The sequence below is a fragment of the Dyella sp. genome (assembly GCF_035508675.1).
GTDB lineage: Bacteria > Pseudomonadota > Gammaproteobacteria > Xanthomonadales > Rhodanobacteraceae > Dyella_B.
On the sequence record NZ_DATJMN010000388.1, the window covers coordinates 1 to 2,910 of the forward strand.

Sequence of the window (2,910 nt, forward strand, 5' to 3'; positions counted from 1 at the left end):
GGAAGTTATTAAGCAGATTTTTTTGATTCGTATCAGCAGGAACATTTATGGCCTCCGTACCTGACATCGACGTTGCCCGCGCGCGCAATACCGTGATCGCCGCGTTCCTCGGCTGGACGCTCGACGCGTTCGATTTCTTCATTCTGATTTTCACCTTCGACGAAGTCGCCAAGACCTTCGGCGTAAGCATCACCAGCATCACCGTGGCCATTACCTTGACGCTGGCGTCGCGCGCGATAGGCGCTTTCGTGTTCGGCCGGATGGCCGACCGCTATGGCCGCAAGCCGACGCTGATGCTGGTGATCGTTCTCTACTCGCTGTTCGAGTTTGCCAGCGGCCTGGCCTGGTCGTACGTATCGTTCCTGGTGATCCGCACCTTGTTCGGCATTGCCATGGGCGGCGAGTGGGGCGTGGGCAGTTCGCTGGTGATGGAGACGATTCCGGCGCGCTGGCGCGGCTGGGTATCGGGGCTGTTGCAGGCGGGCTATCCGGCCGGCTACTTCCTGGCGACGCTGTTGTTCGGGCTTTGCTATTCGACGCTGGGCTGGCGCGGCATGTTTTTCGTGGGGGCGGCGCCGGCGTTGTTGGCGTTCTTCATCAACGCCAAGATCCACGAAAGCCCTGCATTCGAGGTCATGCGGCAGCGGCCGAAGAGTTCCTTGCGGCAGATCATCAAGGCCAATGCGAAGCTGACGATGTACGCGATCGCTATGATGACCGCCTTCAATTTCTTTTCGCATGGCACGCAGGATATTTACCCCAAGCTGTTCCTCGGCAAGCAATTGGGCCTGTCGCATGTGGCGCTCACTAATATCGTGCTGGTCTACAACGTGGCGGCGATCCTGGGTGGCCTCTTCTTCGGCATGTTGAGCCAGAAGATCGGCCGCCGCCGAGCCATCATCCTGGCTTGCGTGCTGGCGTTGCTGGCGGTGTATCCGTGGTCGCACAGCCGTGACGTGTACATGCTGTGTACGGCGGCGTTCGTGATGCAGTTCGGTGTGCAGGGTGCGTGGGGCGTGGTGCCGGCACATCTCAACGAATTGTCGCCGGCGGAGATTCGCGGCACGTTTCCGGGGTTCGTCTATCAGCTTGGCAATTTCCTCGCTGCCATCAACCCGGTGCTGCAGGCGGAGATCGCCCAGCGCCATGGGCAGGACTACGGCTACGCCCTGATGTGGGTGGCCGGCAGCGTGGCGGTCGCGCTGATTCTTCTAATGGCGTTCGGGCCAGAGGCGCGCGGCGTGGCGATGGCACAAGAGGCGGGAGAAAGCGCCAAGTTGCAAGGATGCCAACCGTAGGCTGGGACGAGGCGTAGCCGAATCCCAGCATAGGCATGCATGGCGATGCTGGGATTGTCGTCCCAGCCTACGCCACCCCATCAATGCGTACGCGCCCCTTCGCGCACGTTCTCCATATATTGCCGCGGTGTGCAATTGAACTCGCGCCGGAACACCGCGTACATGTACTGCAGCGACGTAAAGCCGCTGCGCACGGCCACTTCGCTTAGCGGGATGGCCGCATCGCCGAGCATCTGCCGCGCCATCTCCAGCTTGTGCTCCAGAATGGTCTGGTGCACCGACTGCTTCAATTCGCGCTTGAAGTGCTCTTCCAGCAAAGTGCGCGAGATGCCGACGTAATCGGCCACCTGTTCGGTCTTGATCCCCAGGCAGGCGTATTGGCGGATGTAATGCTTGGCGCGCATCACGTAGGCGCTCTTCAGCGGCTGATGCAGGCTGGTGGCCTGTACGTTGATGCCCACCGGCGGCACCAGCACGCGGGTGGTGGAGCAGTCGCCGCCGTGCAGCATCTGGTGCAGCACCTGGGCGGCCATGCGGCCCATTTCTTCCGCGCCCTGGATCACCGAGGTGAGCGGAATGCGGCAGAGCAATTGCGCGATGGGGTCGTTGTCGATACCGACGATGGCGATCTGCTCGGGAATCGGCACGTCCGCCACGATGCAGGCCTGCAGCAGATGGCGGGCGCGCGCATCCGTGGTGGCGATGATGCCGATCGGCTTGGGCAGGGAGCGTACCCATTCCACCATTTCTTCCTGCGCGCGGCCCCAGCCGCCTGCGCTGGTGGAGGAGCCGCGATAGACGCTGCCTTCCAGCCCGTCTGCACGGACCATCTGCATGAAGGCGATTTCGCGCTCGTGCGCCCAGCGGTTGCCGGGGCTGGGCGGCAGGCCATAAAAGGCGAAGCGCTGCAGCCCTTGTTCGATCAAATGGTCGTAAGCCAGCCGAACCAGTTTGTGGTTGTCGGTGGCGACATAGGGGATGTTGTGCGGGTAATGCGTTTCGTCCGCGTAGGAACCGCCTACAGCCACCACAGGAATAGGCATGGAGGCCAGCGTTTCGCACACCACCGGGTCGTCGAAGTCCGCAATGATGCCGTCGCCGCGCCACTGATGGATGCCCACCGTGCGGCTGCGGAAATCCTCTTCCATGAACAAGTCCCACTTGACGCGGGTGGAGGTGAGATATTGACCGATGCCGGCGATGACCTGCCGGTCGTACACCTTGTTGGCGTTGAAAAGCAGTGCGATGCGATGTGGCTTAGTCATGGATGAGCAGCAAACCAGGCACGGCCGCGTGTGCCGTAACGCGACGCTAACAGTTCGCAGGATCAGGCACATGACGCAACGCGACAAAGAAAAACCCAGCGCCGATGGCAGATTTCGCAATTGCGAGGGACAAGGAGTGAACTGCAGCATCCGAGGGGTACATAGGAGCACCACATGAGCTATTTCGACCACATCAACCCCATCCAACAGGCCGGGGCGGCCAAGGACGCCCTGGCTTTTCGTCATTACGATCCGGCTCGCCTGGTGCTGGGCAAGCGCATGGACGAACATCTCCGCCTTGCCGTGTGCTACTGGCACAACTTCGTGTGGCCCGGTACGGACATGTT

The 2,910-nt window shown here is 61.4% G+C and carries 2 protein-coding genes; one reads left to right on the forward strand and one right to left on the reverse strand.

Translation table 11 applies throughout. The annotated features are described in order from the left end of the window. The first annotated feature begins 47 nt into the window (after positions 1–47). Positions 48–1,298: an MFS transporter gene (locus VMA74_RS20630; protein ID WP_325370444.1), complete on the forward strand. Its 1,251-nt coding sequence runs from the start codon at positions 48–50 to the stop codon at positions 1,296–1,298. An 80-nt stretch (positions 1,299–1,378) separates the two neighbouring features. Here VMA74_RS20630 and VMA74_RS20635 read toward each other — a convergent pair whose 3' ends face one another. Then, entirely contained in the window at positions 1,379–2,563 is a 1,185-nt protein-coding gene (locus tag VMA74_RS20635) for a DNA-binding transcriptional regulator (RefSeq protein ID WP_325370446.1), read from the reverse strand. Positions 2,564–2,910: the final 347 nt, after the last annotated feature.

Bases quoted from the DNA above. Each gene is read 5' to 3' on its own strand.
- VMA74_RS20635 (WP_325370446.1), bottom strand. From the start codon at position 2,563: ATGACTAAGCCACATCGCATCGCACTGCTTTTCAACGCCAACAAGGTG.
- VMA74_RS20630 (WP_325370444.1), top strand. From the start codon at position 48: ATGGCCTCCGTACCTGACATCGACGTTGCCCGCGCGCGCAATACCGTG.